The sequence below is a fragment of the Planctomycetota bacterium genome, assembly GCA_039182125.1.
Taxonomy (GTDB): domain Bacteria; phylum Planctomycetota; class Phycisphaerae; order Tepidisphaerales; family Tepidisphaeraceae; genus JBCDCH01.
This window is the reverse complement of the sequence record JBCDCH010000012.1, coordinates 1-18496: the sequence shown is the minus strand read 5'-3', so window position 1 is coordinate 18496 and position 18496 is coordinate 1. Positions and strand designations below refer to the sequence as shown.

Below are 18496 nucleotides of genomic sequence, written 5' to 3'. Positions count from 1 at the left end.
ATCGGTGGTGCGATCGCCCGATAATCGGTGTTATGTTCAATCCTTTGGTATGCGTCTAACTGCCAGTGGTTTCTCCACATGGCGACCGGTAATTGAGCCGAGAGACGTTGCGCGGCACATCGCAACTGAACGAAATCCGATGTAGTGTGAGATTCTAAATGATATGGTTTTGGCTTGCATTCATCTCCCAGAACGCGGCCGCATTGGGTTTTCTTTTTGTAGTTCGACGCGGCCGGATGATTGCGTGGCTGCTCTGCTCTGGGGTGATTCTCGTTGCGCCGTGCTGGATTCCGCTCAATATGTCGGCGCTGCGGTTTCTGAGTTGCGTGGTCGCCGTGACGCTGCTTTGGAAGACTTACGACGCCTACCGTAACCCGGCTTTGGCGGCGGGTTCGGGCGTGAAGAACTGGATTCTGTATCTGCCGAACTGGTTCTGGTTCGTGCTGAAACGAGTTCCACGCAATCGTCCGGCGAGGTCGGATTGGCGGCGCGTCGCGGTCGAGGCACCGCTGATGATCGCGTGGGTCGCGCTGTGCGTCCTGCTCTTACGATTCGATTGGTCGGACGTACCCTTCGCGATAGAACACACCGCAAAAGTTGTTGGTTTCGCCACAGCGATGATGCTGATCGGGCGCTGGTTTGCGGCGTTGTATCGGCGGACGGCAGGTCCGGCGATGGACCCGATCGATCATCTATTCACGGCACGAACACCCGCCGAATTTTGGCGACGATGGAACCGGCCCTTTCGCGATTTCTTTGATGAACACATCTTTCGCCCGATTGGCGGCGCCAGGCGACCGGTGTTTGCGACTCTGATCGTTTTCGCGGTGTCTGGACTGATGCACGAGTACGTCTTTGGGGTTGCCACGGGGCGTGTACAGGGTTGGCAGATCCTGTTTTTTATGGTCCAGGGCTGCGCGGCGGCGGCGACGATACGCATCAGGCCCACAGGTTGGGCAGCCGGGCTGTGGTGGGCGAGGACGATGGCGTTTAACCTCGCCACGACGGTGCTGTTCTGTCAAAGCGTGGACGAGGTGATCTCGTTCTATCAACGATGACGCGCTAGGGCAGGACGGCGTTCGGATGCAACCGGCCCATACAACGGCCTTGTGTTCACAGATAAGCACGCGCCGCCCTCGACGGCCGGCATTTTCTTTGGCCCTTTTACTGTTGCGTGAGAGTTGTTCCAGCGGTTGATCTTCGCTGCGGCAACGCCCGTCGCTGCAAAATGAGTCACCGGTTCGGATTCGGCGAGGCCGACTTCTCTTTGCTTTCGCGGGAGGTATGTTGCACACACAGCATGCCCAACCGCTTTGACATCGTGGCCGCGCTCCGATCGGCCGGCATCGTCGCCGTGGTTCGCACCGCTTCCGCGGATGCGGCGGTGGAGGTCGTTCGCGCGCTCGCCGCCGGCGGGGTTCTGGCTTCAGAGATCACGTTCACCGTCCCCGACGCGGCATCCGCCATCGACCGAGTCCGGGCGTTGCATGAAGCCGGCGACCTGCCGGCCGAACTGGTGCTCGGAGCCGGGACGGTCATCACCGCCGAGCAGGCCCATCGGGCCGTGGACGCCGGCGCGACTTACCTGGTCTCGCCACACACCGCGCCGGACGTGTTGCAGGTCGCGGCGGAGCGGGACGTCGCGATGCTGCCGGGCGCGCTTACGCCCGGCGAGGTGTTCGCCGCCCACGAAGCCGGCGCGGACATCATCAAGATTTTCCCCGCCGCCCGTATGGGCCCCGCTTATCTCAAAGACCTGCGCGGGCCGTACCCGGATATTCCGCTGATGCCCACCGGCGGGGTGAGTGCGACCAACGTCCACGAATGGATCGATGCCGGCGCGGTCGCTGTCGGGGTTGGCAGCGAACTGGTCGACAAGAAAGCAATCGCCGACGGCAACTGGGCAGAGATCACACGCCGCGCCCAGGCACTCACCCGCGCATTACGGTCGGCACGAGAAGGACACCCCACCGCATGAGTCACCAAGTTGTCACCTTCGGCGAGTACATGATGCGTCTGGCCACGCCGGGGCACGAGCGCTTCGCGCAGGCGCATCATCTCGACATCACCTTCGGCGGCGGCGAGGCGAATGTCGCGACGAGCCTCGCGCTCTGCGGTGTTGATTCGGCGTTCGTCACCCGCTTGCCGGACAACGATTGGGGCACCCGAGCCATCAACAACCTGCGCGGTCACGGTGTCGACACCCGGCACATCGCCCGTGGTGGCCGGCGTATCGGCGTGTACTTTCTCGAGTCCGGTGCAGGGCTACGTGCCAGTCGGGTCATCTACGACCGCGCCGACAGTGCGATCTGCGATCTGGCCGAAGGCGAGATCAACTGGGATGCGGTGTTCGACGGCGTGACGTGGTTCCACTGGACCGGCATCACCCCGGCCCTGAGTGCCAAGGCCGCCGCGGTCACAAAGGTCGCCTGCGAAGCCGCCAAGCGTGCCGGCTGCACGGTCAGCGTTGACCTGAACTACCGCAAGAACCTCTGGACCAAGGCCGAGGCGCAAGCCGCGATGACCGAGTTGATGCCGTACGTCGACGTGTGCATCGCCAACGAGGAAGACGCCGAGAGCGTGTTCGCGATCAAGGGCGCCGATGTCGAGACCGGTGAGATCGACCGCGTACGCTACATCGACGTTGCTCGGCAGCTGACCGAAAAGTTTGGGTTCGACAAGGTCGCCATCACACTCCGCGAGAGCATTAGCGCGAGCCGGAACGGTTGGTCGGCGATGCTCTACACCGATGACGACGCCGTCTTCAGCAAGCGGTACGACCTCGACATCGTCGACCGCGTCGGCGGCGGCGACAGCTTTGCAGCGGGGTTGATTTACGGCCAACTCCACGGCTTCGACCCGCAGCGTTCGATCGAGTGGGCCGTCGCGGCCAGCGCGCTGAAGCACACCATCCCGGGCGACGCCAACCTCGTCGGCGTTGAGGAAATTGCCCGGTTGGCCAGCGGCGATGCGAGCGGACGGGTCCAACGCTGACCCGCAAGTGCCGCGCGATCGCATAGACCGAACGACCTACACCGGTCTCGGCGGAAACCAATGTTTTGCAAAGGAAATGCTTGCATTTGGCCATTGTGCATTGCGTGATTTCTCGGCCAGATCACAATGACTCGCATGCCGATCTGCAAAACTCTTTGTGCGTTGTTGATGGTGTTGCAACTCGGAACAGCGGCGCTCGCCCAGTCGATCGACGACGATCGGGTCGCGCCGGACGTTGATTTTCAGCCCGGCATCTCGCTCGAAATCTTCGAGGGTTTGCCCGACAAGACCCCGGACGATGACCCCAGCGCACTGGTCGCGGACGAAGACACGTGGGCGTACTTGCCGATCCTGCTCGAGGGGCAAACGCCCAACGTCAGCATCGTCACCGACACGATCGCGATCGACGGCAAGGGTGTTGGCGGATACGACCAGTTCTATCTTGCCGAGTTCACCGCGCAGCTCCTGATCGACGAGCCCGGCGACTATCAGTTTCTTCTCACCAGCGACGACGGCTCGCGCCTAACGATCAACGGAGAGACGATCATCGACCAAGGCTTTGCCCACGCGATGGAGAGCAAGGTCGGTGCCGTGGCGCTGCAAGCGGGGGCGCATCCACTGCGGGTGTCGTACTTCCAGGCCGGCGGCGGGCAAGGTTTGATCTTGAAGTGGCAGCCGCCAAGCAGCAAAAGCTTCGTGCCCATCCCGTCGCAGCGCTTTCGCACCGAAGCCGGACTGACCCGTGTGGTTTCGCCCGGCCCCAAGCGGATGGTGCCGGCCGGCCGATTGCCCGAGCCCGGCGACGGCCGACCGCTCGTCGCACTGCATCCGATGTGGAAACTCACCACGATCACCACGCCGTTCACGCGGGAGACTTTTCCCGAGGCGTATGAGCCGAAGGTCGCCGGCATGGCGTACCTCGGCGGCGGCAAGATGGCCGTGGCGGTGTTCAACCCCCGCAACGCCGGCCCCGTGCTAGACGGCCCCAACGGCAAGCTCTACCTCCTCGAAGGCGTTGACCGATCGGCCGACATCTACCTGCCGTCCACGGTCGACTTCGAGGCGACCGACCTGTGGCGCACGGCTGAGGACGATGCGAAGCTCGAAGCACTTCTCGCGGAGCAACTTCAACAACGCGAGGAAGCAGACAAGAACAAGAACGCTGACGGTGTCGAGCCCAACGCGATCGAGGTCAGCGTCCGCGAGATCGCCGACGGCTTCGTCAACCCGCTGGGCGTGCTGTATCACGACGGTGCCCTCTACGTCGCCGACCGCGACGCGATCGTCAAACTCGCCGACACCGATGCCGACGGCACCTACGAAACCCGCGAGGTTATCGCCGACGGTTGGAAGAGCGACAACTACCACCACTTCACGTTCGGCCCGGTGTATCACGACGGACACCTGTACGCGGGCCTGTCGGTGGCGGTCGGCTTCGAGCCGCACAAGATCAGCCAGTGGGCGACGTTCGGCATCGGGGCCAACGGCCCCCACCGCGGCAGCGTGATGAAGATCAACCTCGACACCGGTGGCATCGACTGGATCGCCGGCGGCCTCCGCACGCCCAACGGTTTCTTCGTACACGACGGTCAGATCTTCGTCTGCGAAAACCAAGGCACATGGATGCCGTCGAACAAGGTCAATCACATCCGTGACGGGCATTTCTACGGTCACTACAACGGCAACTACATCACCGACCTTTACCCCGAAGGATCAGCCCCGTCGGACTTCGCGGACAAGACCCCGACGCCAGCGGCGGTGCATCTGGTCAACGGCGAGATCGCCAACTCCCCGTCGGGCGCGATCACTTTGCAAGATGGTCCGTTCGCCGGCCATCTTTTGGTCAGCGACGTGAAGATGGGCGGCCTGCGGCGGGTCGTGCTCGAAGAGGTCAACGGTGTGTACCAAGGCGTCGCGCTGCGTCACAGCCAAGGCTTCGAAGTTGGACTCAATCGCCTCGCGCTCGGCGAGAACGGAAGCATCTACGTCGGCGGTATCGGTGAACGTCTGAGCTGGTCATGGAAGCGCACACAGCAAGGCATGCAGCGCCTGGATCCGACCGGTGAAACGGCGTTCGAGATCCACACCGTCTCCGCCACGCCTGACGGATTGGAGGTTCGATTCACCGAACCGGTCGCGCCCGAAGCTCTCGCCGACTCGACGAACTACACCGTGCAGCAATGGTACTACCGCCCCACCGCCGAGTACGGCGGACGCAAGTTCGGGCTGCAACGTCTGCTCGTCACCGCCACCCCTGCCGATGACGGCATGAGCGTCCGCCTCGCGCTCGACGGCATGCAACACCACCGCGTCATCCACCTTCGCGCCGATCTGACCAGCGTCGCCGGCCAAAAGCTCTGGTCGCCCGAGGCGTGGTACACGATGAACCAGATACCCGGCCAACCCTACAAAGCACTGGAGGACAGAATCACCCGCGTCGCCATCCTCACCGAAACGAAAGGCTTCCGACACGACAACATCGCGGAAGGCGTCAAAGCACTCAAACGTCTTTGCCAGGACAACGGCATCGACGTGCTTCACGTCAACGACAGCGAACCGCTGTTCCGCGAGGGTGTCCTCGAATCGTTCGACGCGGTGATATTTTTCAACACCACCGGCGACATCCTGAACGACGACGAACAAGCACAGTTTGAGGCGTTTATCCGGGGCGGCGGCGGATTCATGGGCATCCACTCCGCCACCGACACCGAGTACGACTGGGACTGGTACCGCCAACTCGTCGGAGGTCAGTTCGCCGGCCATCCGAAAGTCCAGCCCGCCACCATTCACGTCATCGATCGCACCCACCCGTCGACCCTACACCTCAACGAAACCTGGGAGCGGACCGACGAGTGGTACAACTTCAAGAACATGCACGACGGGTTGAACGTGCTGATGACACTCGACGAAACGAGCTACGAGGGCGGCGACATGGGCGAGTACCACCCGATCGCCTGGTACCACGAGTACGACGGCGGCCGGGCGTGGTACACCGGCGGCGGCCACACCGTCGAATCGTTCAGTGAACGTGACTTCCTCGACCACCTCGCAGGCGGCCTCCGCTGGGTCACGGAACTGGAATAGCCGAGCGGCTCCGTCCACATCCCCGATCGGCTGGACTTCGTGAAGGTCAGTCTACTTTTGTCGACGTTGCCGTAGATCGGCGGCAGCCTCGGCGCGGCCGGTCGCTTCCAACCGAACGAGATAAGCATCAAGGTCAACGGGGGCTTCGCTGATTGTGTCGTACCGGGCATGCAAGGGGCCGTCTTCGGCGAGAACCGTGTAGAGCGGATCAGACACGTCGTCGAAATCACGAACGACCGTTGCCATCGCGTCGTCGTGCCAGTTCATGAGCCGCCAGGTTGCCTCGCGTAGCACGTCTGGATGCTTGTCCGCTACGTCGTGTTGCTCGTGCGGATCGCTTGCCAGGTCGAAGAGCATGTGCTTGTCGAAAGGGTGTAACCCGTCGTCGTAGGTTCGCATGTACAGCCACTGCCGCGGCCCGTCGTTGAACCGGACCGAACGCTGCACGACATGGGCACACTGGCCCATGATGAGCTCGGACCGGCCTTCATCATCCCCGCCGGTGATCGCCTTGCTGTAGTCGACGCCGTCCCACACGTCCGGACAGTTATCGCCAGCACCCATGAGGTTTAAGCAAGTTGGCCCCCAGTCGAGATGGTAACGGAGAGCCTCGTCGACCCGGCCTGCCGTCGCGTCGTGACCGGGCCACTTCACGATCATCGGGATGTGACACGTGCCACGGTCGGCGGTGCCGTGCTCGCCGTAGATGCCGAGGTCGCCTTGGTTCTCACCGTGGTCGGCGCTGATGATGATCGCGGTGTCGTCGTAGACCCCGGCCGCCTTGAGCTTCGCGACGATCTCGGCGATGCAATCGTCCACGTAGCGGATGGCCGTGTCATACCCGTCGATCCACTTGGTTAACGAAGCACGATCGTTGATCCGTGGCGGCGTGCGTGGATACCGCTCGACATCACTGTCGTAGAACATGTTCAGGTCCTGGGCACTGTGCGGCCCACCACGCCGAACGTGACGCTCGATCACCTCGTCCGTAAACCAATCGGCTACCGGCTCGCCCTCGAACGGATTCCCGTACTCGATCGGAACGCGGTAGTTCGTGTGTATATCCCAGAAGTTGATGTGCAGATACCAGTCATCGTTGCTGGCGTTGCGATCGAGCCATTCGCGGACCACGGTCTGAACAACCTCGGCCGGCTCCTGGCCCATGCCGCCGGTGTTGTGAATCTCCTTGAACCCTGCGTAGTACTGATGCGCCGCGTGGCGCTGCCCGAACGGTGAGATCATGGCCGTGTGCAATCCGAGTTGCTGGAGCTGCCGCGGGAAGCTGTCGGTCTCGTAGGTCGACAGAAAGCCACGCGAGCGACCTTGCCGTTTGGGGTCGGCGGCCGTCCCGCCGTGCCCGACGACCCCGGTATGGATGCCGAACCGGCCGGTGTAGAGCGCCGTCCGGCTGGGCAGGCACGGCGCGTCGGAGCAATAGACGTTGGTGAAGCGCACGCCCTCGGCGGCAACGGCGTCGATCGCAGGCGACGTGTTGCGGTGATAGCCATAACAGCCGAGGTGCAACGGGTTCAGTGCGTCGAGGTCGAGATAGAGGATGCGCATGGGGGAGTCAAAACTTTCATTCAGGAAGCGGCAACGGTGTGTCGGGGCGCTCGGGCGCTCGCGCGGGTCAAGAGCAGACCGACCAAGACAACGAATCCGCCGCAAAACAGGCAGGCAAGCCGTTGCGCGGGAGCTTGTGGGGCGACGGCGAGCAACATGACAAAGCCGCCGTACACGAGGCAGAGTACGCCCATGACCTTGAACTGCACCGAGTCGATGCCGACGCCTTGTTCCTCGGCGGTGAGCGGCGTGCGGGTTTTGGTGAGAAAGCGCTCGGCCCGTTCGACTTCGGTCGGGGCGACGCCCGTGAAACGGGTCGCGAAGAACCAGACGGTCCCGGCGACGAACACGCACAGCACCGTGGTCCCGTAGAGCAAATCGCCACGCTCGACGGGATTAAGCGGCTCCGCCAAACCGAGAAGCCCCGAAACCGCGTCGAGCGGAACCAGATAGCGAACGGTCAGCGCGACCAGAAACCCGACAAGCGCGGTACTCCACGCGGTCCACGACGGTGTGCGGCCAACGAACAACCCCCACAACATCGGCACGGCGATGGGAAGGCTCACCACCGAGGCAAAACTGATGACAAGGTCGAAAAGGCCAACCGTGCGAACCTGGCTAATGACCAGCGCAAGGCTGATCATGAGAACGCCGAGCACCACCGTGAAGACGCGGCCGACACGCAGCAGGTGCGACTCGGTGGCGTTGGGCCGAAGTGTCGGCAGGTAGAACGAGCGAACAAAAACGCCGGCGGCCTTGTTGAGCCCGCTGTCCATCGAACTCATCGTTGCCGCGAAGATGCCGCAGACGAACAGGCCAAGTAGTCCGGCCGGCAGCACCCGCATCGCCATGGCGACGTAAGCGCCTTCTCCCGGATTCTTCGACAAACCGGGGAGCATCGTGGCCAGATCCAAGTCGATGGCGGCGGCCATCGGCGGGACGAGCCAGATCAACGGAAACGCGACCATCCCCGTGAGCGGGATCAGCACGGCGAGTCGAGCGTGACGCCCGTTCTTGACGGTGAGGTAGCGTGAGCCGCCGTTGGCGATGTCGTTGTGTTGCACGCACTGGCCGATGATCATGCCGGCGACGTAAACGCCGATGACCTGTGGCCGAAGCAAGGCCTGCCAGTCGAAGTGCTCGGCGGGCACCTTGGCGACGAGTCCGCTGACGCCGCCGACCTCCGGCAGACGGAGTACCAGGACCGCCACGACGACGGTGATGGTGGCGACGATGAGCATCTGCACGAAGTCGCTCGCCACCACGGCCCACGCACCGCCGCTCGTGCTCATCACGAGAACGATCACGCCCAGCACGGCCATCGTCAGTCGAATGTCACTGCCGAACGCTGCCGCCATGAACACGCCGATCGCGTTGAGCCAGATCGCCCCGACGATGACGAACACGGGCAACTGCACGAGCAGAAACACCCGCTCGTTAGTCGGCCCAAAACGATCGCCCACCGCCTCGGTGTAAGTGACGGCACGCATGCGCCGGAACCTTTTGGCCGTGAAGGCGAGCACGACCAAGTTCGCGATGGCGTTCGAGAAGTAGAGCGCCAGAACGAGCGTCCCTGTCTTGTAGATTTCGCCGGCGGCACCGGTAAAGGTCCAGGCGCTGAACGTCACCATGAAGGTGCTCGCGCCGGTCATCCACCACTGCATCGCGCCACCGCCGCGGAAGTAGTCGCTGCTGTCGCTGTTGAAGGGGCGGAACGCCCAGCCGATGCCGAGCATGAACAGCAGATAAAACCCGATGACGGCGTAGTCGAGTCCGCTCACCGGCCCGCCTGTGCCTGGTTCCCCGCGGCTGCCACGTCGTCCACGTCAACGACAAAAGCCTGGACAAGATTGGGACCGACCGGGCGCTTGTAGTACAGCCGCTTGGAGTCGTGGCTGAATGCCGGGTTGATGTGAGCGCGGTGTGTCTCCCAAACGATATCGGGGTACGGCGATTCGAACAGCACCGCCGCCGCTTCCATTTCGCCATGACGGTAGAGTCGCATGACCACCGGATTGCTGCGGTACCAACTTTCGCCGGCGTACCAACGCCCATCGGCGGAGCGGGCGACGTGGCAACCCACGCCCGCCACCGTCTCGACGAGGTTCTTGTCGCGATCCCACACACGCATCAGATGAGACGCGTCGGCTTCCTTAATCGCTTGGCCGACGCCGATGTCCGCGCCCCAGAGTTTGTCTTCGTCAAACCAATCGAAGTGCATCGGCTTGTCGATGCCCCAGTACCGCAGGTCACTGCCGTCACGGACGGCGGTGAAGAGGTGCTGCTTGCCCTTCACGTTGCCGTAGCTCGTGTAGCTCCGGTCGAGCATGTTGTTCGTGCTGACCGTGAATGCGATGTGGCTGCCGTCGGTGGAAAACTTCGGGTGTGCGATGAACCAGCCGCGCGGGTCGTCGCTGCCATCGTCCCATTGCTCGTTGTAGATCGTGGCGAGTTCGCTCGTGGTGAAGAGCATCTTGACCCGACCCGTGCGGCTATCGAGTTCGTGTAGACCTTGCGGCGCGGCGTTGCCCGCGTCATCCCAGACGCTGATGAGGACATATCCGTCGTAGGAGTTGTCACCGAGCATGGCCCCCTCGAACGGGCCATGCTCCGTCTCGCCCGTGTCGGCATTCACCAAGTAGACGTCACCCGCGAAGTGGTGACCGCCCGAGTAGGCGACCGTGTCGTTGTCGATCCACTGTTGGAAGACACCATTGTGAACACGGATTGGAAACTCGATGTCGCGAAGCTTGCGAGTATTGCTGCCGTCCACGTCGCTAATCCAGAGCGCGCCGCGGGCCAGGTCGTCGTGTTCGCTGAGCTCGGAACGATCGAGCACGGTGTAAAGGACGCGTGTGCCGTCCGGGCTCTCGGGGCTTTGCCCGTAAATGCCAAGCGTTGTGTAAGCGTCCTCCGGTCCGATCCTGCGTTCATGGGGCAACGGTCCGTGCGTGATCTCGACGGGTTCAACTCCACCCCGCGCGGCCCGGAGCGGCTCGACGGCTACCCCTTCGCCGTTGAGCGTCCACGTGTCGGTACGGATGGTTTGAGTGACGTCGCCATCGTTGTCGGCGAAGTAGCCGAGTCCGGTCAACGGGCCGGAAAGCGTCGACCATGACGCGGCCTCGCCGTCGAATGCCAGCTTTTGACCTTCGACCAACGCAAGCGGGATCCACGATGCTTCATCGTCAAGCAGGTCGACCTCCAGCGCGGCCGAGCCGCCCACCAGACCTTCGGCCTCGGCTTGAACGTACCAACGGTCACCACGCCGCGCGGCCGCTCTGATCTGAGGACTGTTGCTGTTGCCGAAGTACATGGTCCATGTCAGGGAAGTCGCATCCGCAAGGTCCAGACCCGGCTCAAACGGCACGCCCATCAGAACGCGGTCGCCAGACTTGAGACCGATGCGGACCACACCCGCCTCCGGCTTGGCGTCATCGCGGTGCGGACTACTTGCATTGACGTCCCCCACCGCTCCGTCGGGCTTACTCGACTCCGGACGCACGACCTTCGCACCGCCCCGGTCTCTTGCCTTCAGAGTGCGAAAGTGCTCGACGTCGTAGTCGGCGAGGGCGGCATTGACGTCGCCATCGGCGTTGTTGGTGAACGTCTGTCGGTACAGCACTTCGGCGGGGGCCGCGCTCGCAAACAGGAGGACGGCAACCACGGCGCTGGCCGGTAGCAGATGGCGGCGATAGATGGGCATGGGTGTCCTGGAACGAGTCGGGCGAAATTTCAAGGCGCAGTGGCAACGTCGTTACCGCTCCGTAAGCATGGCGCGGATGGGCTCGTAGAGCGTGACGTCGTCGATCGGCCTGGTCGTTTCGATCAGTTCTTCGATGTCGTCGCTTTGTTTCGCCAAGACACTGCCGTCGGCCCAAAGGCGGTTCCAGACATTTTCGTGGCCGGCGTTGTCGAGCTTGTGCGTGATGTCGTGAAGCATCAAACCGTCCGACGGAAGCAGGCTCATACGCAGCTTCTTCTGCAGCATGAACTTCTTGTCGGCCGTCACCTCGTGCGGTGGCAGGTACTGATAGCCGGTGCGAATATCGGCGAACTGAGTACCGTCCGGGCCGAGACAGTTGGAGTCGAACGCGACCGGCCACACCTGCTCGAACTTCTCGAAACGATGGCCGTCATCGACCATGCTGGGGCAATAGAAAATCTCGGGCGCGTCGATGAGGCCGGCTTGGTGCAGCTCGCCTTGTCCGTACATCAGCGCTGGGGAACCGTCGGATGGGTTCCTCTCGAAAGCCAAATAGGCGTCGTACGGGTAACGCATTCGCGGATCGCCCAGTGCGTTTTCCTGCCACGAAAGTGGGGGAATGAACTGAATGTTTTCAAGGCTGTACTGGGTGATCGCAATGCCAAGCTGCCGTTGGTTGCTGGCACACACGGCCTTCATGGCACTGCCGCGCGCCCGACTCAGCGATGGCAACAGGATGCTGATCAGCAGCGCGATGATCCCAATCACCACGAGGAGTTCCACGAGTGTGAACCCCCGGGTCAGAGCGGATCGGTCATCAGAGTGAAACATGGGTGCCTCCTCAAGCAGAGCCATCGAATGGCGGCGGGTAGATCGTGACGGCGTAGTGGTTCCTTCGCGTGCCTCGCAAAGCTCTGCCGCGCCGGTCGAGGCACGACAGAAGGAATCGGCTGCCTCTGAAATCGACGCGAGCCGAGGTTTCAGACTCGCCGGCGACGCAGGAGTTGGAGCCCCAGCAGACCCACGGCCGCAACCGAAGTCGGCTCAGGGATCGCGGCGACCGCCGCGTAGTTGTCGGCGACTTCGGCGGCCGTGAGCACATCGTCGTAGAACCGGAACAAACCAATTTCCCCGAAGAACTGGCTGTTGTTGTAGGTCGTCGTGGCGACGTCCAAGTCCGCACCGGCACCGCCGCCGCCCGGATTACGGGCACCGCCGAGCGTCGCGCGATCCGTACCGAAAATGCTCGAGGCGGCCGTGACGTCGGTCGCGACGGACTGGCCGTTTACGTACAGGTCAGCCGTGCCGGTTCCCGAAGACGTGAAGACGATTTGCACGAAGTCGTTGATCATTGGTGCCGACAGTGTGGTCTTGAGGATCGTCTGGGGTTCGGCCGCGCTGCCCTCTTTCGCGAAGGCGACAAGGGTGCTGCCGTTGAGCGCGATCGTGTAGCCGGCGCCGCTGCCGCCTGACTCGAAGAGCGTCTCCGCGCCCAACAGGTCGGTGGGGCGCGCCCACAGTTCGACGCTGACGTCGAGACCGGTGACGCTGCTGAAGCTTGGCTGCGTGCCGCCGCCGCGGGCGACCGTCGCTTCGACGCCGTTGTTCCCGGTGCCGCTGCCGAAGGTGTAGGCTTGCGTCAGCGTGGTGGACGAGCCGGTCGCGCCGAGGAACACCGCGTCATTGTCGCCTGACACGTCAAACTGGCTGCCATTCGTCGAGGAAGCCCAGTTACCGGATGCGACAATGTTCGCGTTCGGGAAGTTGTCGACGAGGTTGTCGGTCACAACGGCGGCCTGGGCATAGCCACAGAACGCGGTCGCCAAGGCGGCGAGGGTGATGGTGGTTTTGTGCACGTTATTCTCCTCGGGAAGATGAAAGGGGGCGATCCACGTGTGTAGCCGCCGAAGATGTCGAACGACCGGCAACACTGCCGGCATCGTGAGTCACCGGCCGTCCGTTGGCCCATACGGGCCAATCCTCCGGAATCACCAGTGACGGAGCGACCATGGAATGAACACGGGGACGCCCCGGTTCGGCCAGCCGCTCGACCAATCGTCTCACGCCGACCCGCCCCACCTCACGCAGGTGGATGGAGACCGAAGGCGGACCAACCCCCAGCCAGTCCGCCAGATCCGGGCTGCAATCGCACGAGACGAAATCGACGTCCACGCCGATCTGCACTCCTCGACGCTCAAGCCGCGTCGCCGTCAACTGCGCCAGTTGGTCTCGCGGCGCGAAGACAGCTGTCGGCTGCGGGTCAGCCGCCTGCAGGGCGTCCAGTGCCGAATCGACCGCGGCAAACGTCAAACGGTTTTCGGTGTTCTGGCCCGCGGGACCGTAAGTCGTCACCCGACCGCCGGCATTCCGCACGGCGGCGACAAAACTAGCCAGACGTGCTTCGTGTGCGGGGTGTTCGGGCTGAAGGTCAACGATCGCGATCTCGCGGTGGCCACGCTCTATCAGGTGATTGGCCGCCAGTACGCCTACCGCCTGGTTGTCATAGAGAACCCGATCGAAAGGCAGGTTCAATGACGACCCCTGGCGCATGAGCCAAACACCTTCTTGAGCCTTTAGCGCTTCGACAAGCGCGGGAGAGGCTTTGTGCTGCTTGGCGGTTGCGTCGAGATAGAGGCAACCGACCACCCGACGATCGCTCATGATCTGTGGGACTTCGTCGCCAGAGACCGCCGCGATCATCAACGGCAACGACTGACGCTCCGCCTCTTCCTCGATTCCCGCCAACAGATCGGGAATGACCGGCAGTTTGAATATGTTGACCCCCGGGTCCGAAACCGCCACGAGGCAGATACCTCGAGCCGCCTGCCGGGACTTCCTGCCAGATCTGGGTTGAAGACTGCGTTGACGCTTGTACCCCAAACGACTCGCCGTCGATCGCACGAGTTGCATGGTTTCGGGCGAGACGGATGGCGAATCGTTCAAAGCACGCGACACCGTGGCGGTCGACACGCCGGCAGCGTCCGCAACGTTTTGTATCGAGCATCGTGCCATGTAAAGACCATGCAAGAATGCGTGTAAAATCCATGAAACAGCAATGTATCTTACAGGAGGGCGAAAATGCGTCAAGCTGTTTTGCCACTCGATGCTGAAATGATGCCGATCAGGACGGCAGCCGTTGTTCGCCATCATGCTGTGCCATATAATGAAATGCTGTCCCGAAGAACGGAACAACACCAAATGAGTGACGACCCACCATCGCACCACACTGAACTGCAACCGCTGCCCGACCTGGCCCCTGAAAGGCCACTCGAGTTTGTCGAAGACGGCGGTGATGTTCTGCTGCTGGCCGGCCAGTCAGTCCAAACCGGCGCGTGGACATTCCCAGTCCCGCCCCCTGCCGATCGGGATGACGCCACAAGCGAAATTCGCGTTGGACCTACTGGCACGCTGTACTCCTTTTCGACGATCCACGTGTCTTCGACGAGGCCCGTGCCGTACACACTCGGCTACGTCGACTTTCCGGGCGGACTCCGTGTGCTGGCGGTCGTGAAGCATGACGAAGGGGCCGAGCTTGCTTGCGACACCAAGGTCGTGCTCCGGTGCGGCGATGGACAGTGGTGGGTCGAGCCGGAGGTGGCATCATGAGTACCGACCGCAACGCGGGCCCCGTCATCATCGGCGCGGGCATGATCCCGATGGGCAAGCACTTTCAGTCCAGCTATCCCGGCCTGGCGATGCCGGCAGTACGCGAAGCGTTGGCGTCATCGGATATCGAGGTCCCGGAAGTGCAGCGTGTTTACTGCGGCCACTCGTTTGGCGGCATGCTCACCGCACAGCGCATCGGCAAAGCCGTGGGACTCGGCACCATTCCGATGATCAATGTCGACAACGCCTGCTCGGGTGGCGCGACGGCGTTGCACCTCGCGGCCGCAGACATTCAGGCGGGCCGGGCCGACGTCGTACTCGTGATCGGCGTCGACAAACTCACGCAGTTCGGCAAAGGCACGTTGCCACTTGTCGAAGAAGACCCCGAGGTTGCCCGTGGCATGGTGATGCCCGCACTATACGCCATGCGAGCGCGGCGGTTTCTGCACGAACGAAACGAACAGCCCGAGATTCTGGCACAAGTCAGCGTGAAAGCACGCCGGCACGGGACGGAGAACCCGTTCGCCCAACTGCGGGGCCACACCACCGTCGAGGAAGTTCTCGCCTCCCGGCCCATCGCGGATCCGCTCACATTGTTCCAATGCTGCCCCACCGGCGACGGTGCCGCGGCGGTCGTTCTGGTGTCCGAGGCGTACTTCCGCCGTCGGCGTCGACCCGGGATTCGCATCACGGCATCGGTATTGCACTCGGGCCAGGCGACGTCCGGTTTTCGCGACATGCTCACGCCGGAGATTACCTACGACTCGGCGCGTGAGGCCTACGAAACTGCCGGCGTCGGGCCTGACGATTTGGACGTGGTCGAGCTACACGACGCGTTCACGATCGCCGAGCTGATTTACTACGAAGCGCTCGGCCTTTGCGAAAGAGGTGGCGCGGCCGACTTGCTCCGTAGCGGACAAACCACCTACGGCGGCAAAGTCGTCGTGAACCCCAGCGGCGGCCTGCTCGCCAAGGGCCATCCCGTCGGCGCGTCCGGCGTGGCGCAAGCGGTCGAAGTCTTTTGGCAGCTGACGGGCCGGGCTGGTAAGCGGCAGGTTCCGGACGCACGCATCGCCTTGTCGCACGTCACCGGCGGCGGTATCTCCGGCATGGATCACGGGGCATGCACGGTCCATCTTTACGAGGCGGTCGCGTGACCGAGGTAGCCGCTCAACCAGCTTCGGCCGAGCCGCGCACCAGTTCGGCACGCCGCGTGTTGCGTGTGTTGGCGGCGATCGCGGACGCGGAGGAACCGGTGTCCGTGCGTGATCTCGCGCGGAAGCTGGAGCTCTCCCCGTCCACGACACACCGTCTGCTCGGCACGCTGCGCGGCGAAGGCTTTTCGACGTTCGACGAACGACAACGGACATACGGCGTCGGCCCGCAGCTCTACCGCGTTGCGGCTCGGGTGACGGGTCGGGTGAACCCGGTTTCGTTTGCGGCATCCGTCGCGCAAGAGGCGGCTGCGGATTTCGACGAGACGATCCTGTTCGGACTGTACCTACCCGACGCCGGTGCCATGAGCTTCGAGGCCCGGGCCGACGGACAACAGAGCTTGACGTATCAGGTCGCCATGCACACGCCGGTGTCGCTGCTGTGGGGTGCGTCGGGGCAAGCGATTCTCGCGTATCTGCCGAGTACGGTGCGGGCTGCGGTGCTGCGTAAGGAGTGTCCTTCGCCGGCGAGCGCTGCCCCCCTGCCATCACGCCGCGAAATTGACCGGACGCTCGAAGCCGTGCTGCAACGAGGTTTCGCCGTCACCCACGGCGAGAAACTGCCCGGCGCGTGCGGCATCGCGGCGGCCGTTCACGGATCGCAAGGTGTCATGGGCTCGCTTTGTCTGACGATGCCGGAGCACCGCATGCCAACGGACAACATCCAGGAACTCGGCGCACGCGTCACCCGTTACGCCCATCGCATCTCCCAACAACTCGGCGGCGCAGCATAACGCCGCTCGACACGCCCCATGCCCAACACGCCTCGCCCATCATCGCCACTGGCCGGCTATCGCGTTCTCGATCTCACGACGTTTCTGTCCGGCCCGTTTTGCACGCAAATTCTCGGCGATCTCGGCGCGGACGTGGTCAAGGTCGAGTCCCCGTCGGGCGACAGCAGTCGACACATCCCGCCCCACTTCGTCGGTGACGACAGTGCGTACTTCATTGCGAACAACCGCAACAAACGGTCGGTCGCGGTGAACCTCAAGGACGCCGATGGCTTGGCGTTCGTGCGAAAGTTGATCCTCAATGCGGACGTCGTTGTCGAGAACTACCGGCCCGGCGTGCTCAAGCGTCTGGGGCTCGACGTCGAAGCGTTGCGGCATGAACAGCCTCGGCTGATCTGGGCCTCCATCAGCGGCTTTGGCCAAGACGGCTCGCTGCGAGATCGGCCGGCGTACGACATGATCGTTCAGGCGATGAGCGGCGTGATGAGTCTCACGGGTGAGCCGGGGCGCCCCGCCGCGCGGCTGGGCATCCCGGCGGGTGACACGGTGGCCGGGCTCTACGCGACGATCGCGATCAACGCCGCCCTCGCCGATCGGGAGCGCACGGGTCAAGGTCGGTGGATTGATGTCGCGATGTTGGACTGCCAGCTCGCGATGCTCTCGTATCAAAGTGCCTACGCCCTCATCGGCGGCGTGACGCCTCAGCGCCAGGGTGCCGGACACGACTCGATCCCGACGTACCGCTCGTTCATGGGCGGCGACGGGCGCGAGTTCGTCGTCACCGCCAACACCGAGAAAATGTGGCAAGGCCTTTGCAGCGTGCTCGGCCACGCGGAGTGGGTCGCCGACGAACGGTTCGCCGACGGCAAAGCCCGCCACGCCAACCGCGAAGCGTTGTGGGGATTGCTCGAGCCGGCGTTCAAAGAGCGGACTGCCGCCGAGTGGGTCGATGCGCTGGTCGAGGCGGGCGTGCCAGCCGCGCTGATCCGCTCCGTCCCCGAAGCGCTCGACGGTGCCCGGACATCCGGCCGCGAGATGGTCCAGACGTTGCCCAACGACCATCGGGACGTCGAGGTGGTCGGCAACCCGATTCACTTCGCGGGCGAAGAGCCGATCGCGCCCACGGCACCACCCGCGCTCGGTGCCGACGCGACGTCGGTCGCCCATGACTGGCTCGGCGACGACGCGGACTTCAACGCATTGCCGGCGAGCGAAGCCATCGGGGGCAAGGCTTGACCGAGCGTGTCACCACACCGATCGAGCTTGCCGGCGACGGGGAGGCGCTGCGAACCCGTTGGCGGCGCTTCGGCTCGCCAGACGCAGCCACGAGCGTGCTGGGTTTGCACATGCTTGGACTCGACGGCTCGTCTTACGGCGGTCTGAGCAACGCACTCGATGAAGGGTTAACGTTGTACTCCTACGACCAACGCGGCCACGGCGCGGCCGCGGATCAGCCGCCGCGCGACTTCGAGCAATGGGTCGACGTCGCGCGGCGGCTGATCCGCGGCCGCGCCGTGGCCGCGTTGGTCGTAGGAGTACAACGTTAACCCTTCATCGAGTGCGTTGCTCAGACCGCCGTAAGACGAGCCGTCGAGTCC

15 protein-coding genes are annotated in these 18496 nt (G+C 63.4%); 8 read left to right on the top strand and 7 right to left on the bottom strand.

Features of this window, described 5'->3' with window-relative positions; translation table 11 throughout:
• Nucleotides 1-158 precede the first annotated feature (158 nt).
• The 4 genes from AAGD32_04805 to AAGD32_04790 all read left to right on the top strand — a co-directional run bounded on the left by AAGD32_04805 (nt 159) and on the right by AAGD32_04790 (nt 6078).
• Complete coding sequence (locus tag AAGD32_04805; GenBank protein ID MEM8873559.1) at nt 159-1058, top strand: MBOAT family O-acyltransferase; 900 nt, start codon at nt 159-161, stop codon at nt 1056-1058.
• A 242-nt stretch (nt 1059-1300) separates the two neighbouring features.
• The gene (locus AAGD32_04800) at nt 1301-1978 is read left to right on the top strand and encodes a bifunctional 4-hydroxy-2-oxoglutarate aldolase/2-dehydro-3-deoxy-phosphogluconate aldolase (protein MEM8873558.1); all 678 of its coding nucleotides are present in this window, start codon (nt 1301-1303) and stop codon (nt 1976-1978) included.
• A complete protein-coding gene (locus AAGD32_04795) occupies nt 1975-2994 on the top strand; it encodes a sugar kinase (GenBank protein MEM8873557.1) in 1020 nt (339 codons plus the stop codon). Before AAGD32_04800 ends, AAGD32_04795 begins: the two co-directional genes overlap by 4 nt.
• A 135-nt stretch (nt 2995-3129) precedes the next feature.
• Nucleotides 3130-6078 carry a ThuA domain-containing protein gene (locus AAGD32_04790; GenBank protein MEM8873556.1) on the top strand — a complete coding sequence of 983 codons (2949 nt, stop codon included), beginning with the start codon at nt 3130-3132 and terminating at the stop codon, nt 6076-6078.
• Nucleotides 6079-6129: 51 nt separating this feature from the next.
• Here AAGD32_04790 and AAGD32_04785 read toward each other — a convergent pair whose 3' ends face one another.
• The 6 genes from AAGD32_04785 to AAGD32_04760 form a co-directional block, all read right to left on the bottom strand.
• Nucleotides 6130-7641 carry a sulfatase-like hydrolase/transferase gene (locus AAGD32_04785; protein MEM8873555.1) on the bottom strand — a complete coding sequence of 504 codons (1512 nt, stop codon included), beginning with the start codon at nt 7639-7641 and terminating at the stop codon, nt 6130-6132.
• A gap of 20 nt (nt 7642-7661) precedes the next feature.
• Nucleotides 7662-9422 (bottom strand): transporter, encoded by a 1761-nt coding sequence (locus tag AAGD32_04780; GenBank protein MEM8873554.1) that lies wholly within the window; start codon nt 9420-9422, stop codon nt 7662-7664.
• Nucleotides 9419-11347 carry a hypothetical protein gene (locus AAGD32_04775; GenBank protein ID MEM8873553.1) on the bottom strand — a complete coding sequence of 643 codons (1929 nt, stop codon included), beginning with the start codon at nt 11345-11347 and terminating at the stop codon, nt 9419-9421. Before AAGD32_04775 ends, AAGD32_04780 begins: the two co-directional genes overlap by 4 nt.
• A gap of 51 nt (nt 11348-11398) precedes the next feature.
• Nucleotides 11399-12178 (bottom strand): prepilin-type N-terminal cleavage/methylation domain-containing protein, encoded by a 780-nt coding sequence (locus AAGD32_04770; protein MEM8873552.1) that lies wholly within the window; start codon nt 12176-12178, stop codon nt 11399-11401.
• A gap of 149 nt (nt 12179-12327) precedes the next feature.
• On the bottom strand, nt 12328-13203 hold the full coding sequence (locus AAGD32_04765; protein MEM8873551.1) for a LamG-like jellyroll fold domain-containing protein: 876 nt from the start codon (nt 13201-13203) through the stop codon (nt 12328-12330).
• Nucleotide 13204: 1 nt separating this feature from the next.
• A complete protein-coding gene (locus AAGD32_04760) occupies nt 13205-14569 on the bottom strand; it encodes a LacI family DNA-binding transcriptional regulator (protein MEM8873550.1) in 1365 nt (454 codons plus the stop codon).
• Here AAGD32_04760 and AAGD32_04755 point away from each other — a divergent pair.
• Genes AAGD32_04755 through AAGD32_04740 form a run of 4 tightly spaced genes read left to right on the top strand, consistent with a single transcriptional unit; the run spans nt 14459 to nt 18134 of the window.
• Nucleotides 14459-14953 (top strand): OB-fold domain-containing protein, encoded by a 495-nt coding sequence (locus tag AAGD32_04755; protein ID MEM8873549.1) that lies wholly within the window; start codon nt 14459-14461, stop codon nt 14951-14953. The two genes, AAGD32_04760 and AAGD32_04755, sit on opposite strands and share 111 nt — an antisense overlap.
• Complete coding sequence (locus AAGD32_04750; protein MEM8873548.1) at nt 14950-16110, top strand: thiolase family protein; 1161 nt, start codon at nt 14950-14952, stop codon at nt 16108-16110. Before AAGD32_04755 ends, AAGD32_04750 begins: the two co-directional genes overlap by 4 nt.
• Nucleotides 16107-16901 carry an IclR family transcriptional regulator gene (locus AAGD32_04745; GenBank protein MEM8873547.1) on the top strand — a complete coding sequence of 265 codons (795 nt, stop codon included), beginning with the start codon at nt 16107-16109 and terminating at the stop codon, nt 16899-16901. The genes AAGD32_04750 and AAGD32_04745 overlap by 4 nt, the downstream gene beginning before the upstream one ends.
• 18 nt (nt 16902-16919) lie before the next feature.
• The gene (locus AAGD32_04740; GenBank protein ID MEM8873546.1) at nt 16920-18134 is read left to right on the top strand and encodes a CoA transferase; all 1215 of its coding nucleotides are present in this window, start codon (nt 16920-16922) and stop codon (nt 18132-18134) included.
• A gap of 167 nt (nt 18135-18301) precedes the next feature.
• On the opposite strand, the gene AAGD32_04735 is transcribed toward AAGD32_04740, so the two are convergent.
• Nucleotides 18302-18496 (bottom strand): hypothetical protein (locus AAGD32_04735; GenBank protein ID MEM8873545.1); only part of this gene is annotated, 195 nt, incomplete at its 5' end.

Bases quoted from the DNA above. Each gene is read 5' to 3' on its own strand.
- AAGD32_04805 (MEM8873559.1), top strand. From the start codon at position 159: ATGATATGGTTTTGGCTTGCATTCATCTCCCAGAACGCGGCCGCATTG.
- AAGD32_04775 (MEM8873553.1), bottom strand. From the start codon at position 11,347: ATGCCCATCTATCGCCGCCATCTGCTACCGGCCAGCGCCGTGGTTGCC.
- AAGD32_04800 (MEM8873558.1), top strand. From the start codon at position 1,301: ATGCCCAACCGCTTTGACATCGTGGCCGCGCTCCGATCGGCCGGCATC.
- AAGD32_04795 (MEM8873557.1), top strand. From the start codon at position 1,975: ATGAGTCACCAAGTTGTCACCTTCGGCGAGTACATGATGCGTCTGGCC.
- AAGD32_04785 (MEM8873555.1), bottom strand. From the start codon at position 7,641: ATGCGCATCCTCTATCTCGACCTCGACGCACTGAACCCGTTGCACCTC.
- AAGD32_04750 (MEM8873548.1), top strand. From the start codon at position 14,950: ATGAGTACCGACCGCAACGCGGGCCCCGTCATCATCGGCGCGGGCATG.
- AAGD32_04740 (MEM8873546.1), top strand. From the start codon at position 16,920: ATGCCCAACACGCCTCGCCCATCATCGCCACTGGCCGGCTATCGCGTT.
- AAGD32_04770 (MEM8873552.1), bottom strand. From the start codon at position 12,178: ATGTTTCACTCTGATGACCGATCCGCTCTGACCCGGGGGTTCACACTC.
- AAGD32_04755 (MEM8873549.1), top strand. From the start codon at position 14,459: ATGATGCCGATCAGGACGGCAGCCGTTGTTCGCCATCATGCTGTGCCA.
- AAGD32_04790 (MEM8873556.1), top strand. From the start codon at position 3,130: ATGCCGATCTGCAAAACTCTTTGTGCGTTGTTGATGGTGTTGCAACTC.